This is a genomic window from Segatella sinensis (assembly GCF_040095255.1).
Lineage (GTDB): Bacteria > Bacteroidota > Bacteroidia > Bacteroidales > Bacteroidaceae > Prevotella > Prevotella sinensis.
The window spans coordinates 1-604 of sequence record NZ_JBBNGE010000138.1; the positions used below are offsets into that span (position 1 = coordinate 1).

Below are 604 nucleotides of genomic sequence, written 5' to 3' on the forward strand. Positions count from 1 at the left end.
AACCGAAACTCGCAGCCGACAAGATTATTTACGAGCCAGGCAAGCACAACAACTATGTGATGCGGGTGGGCTATATGCTCGCCAAGAAGCGCTATGCCCATGCCGATGTACTGAAGTGGGCTCTCCAGAAATTTCCCGAGTATAATGATGTGGAGCAGGTCATTAAGTCGTGCTACGACAACACTCCAGGCGCCTCCGGAAAGGCATCAGAAGGTGGTGGAGGAGGTGGAAATGGCGGCAGTGACAACCACTACGCATCGGTCGAGGAAATCAGAAATTTTCTCGATGGTCATATCCGTCTCCGATACAATCTCATCACGCAGCGATACGAGTTTCAGGAAATCCCAGAAGACACATCATCCTCTGCCAAGCTGCCACATTGGCAGATACTCCTCGACCGCCACGTCAACTCGCTCTGGACCAAGATGTCGCTCACGGTGAAAGTAAACAAGTTGGATATGCGCAATATCATCGAGAGCGATTATACGCCCGTATTCAATCCCTTCGAGGATTACTTCGCCCATCTCCCGCCCTGGAAGGAGGGCGACAAGGACTACATCGCCGAACTCGCTGCCACCGTGAAGGTGAAGGATACCGACAGCTC

General features: G+C 52.3%; 1 pseudogene. It reads left to right on the forward strand.

The annotated features are described in order from the left end of the window. Positions 1–604, forward strand: a pseudogene (locus AAAT87_RS15465) (hypothetical protein); the annotation flags it as partial.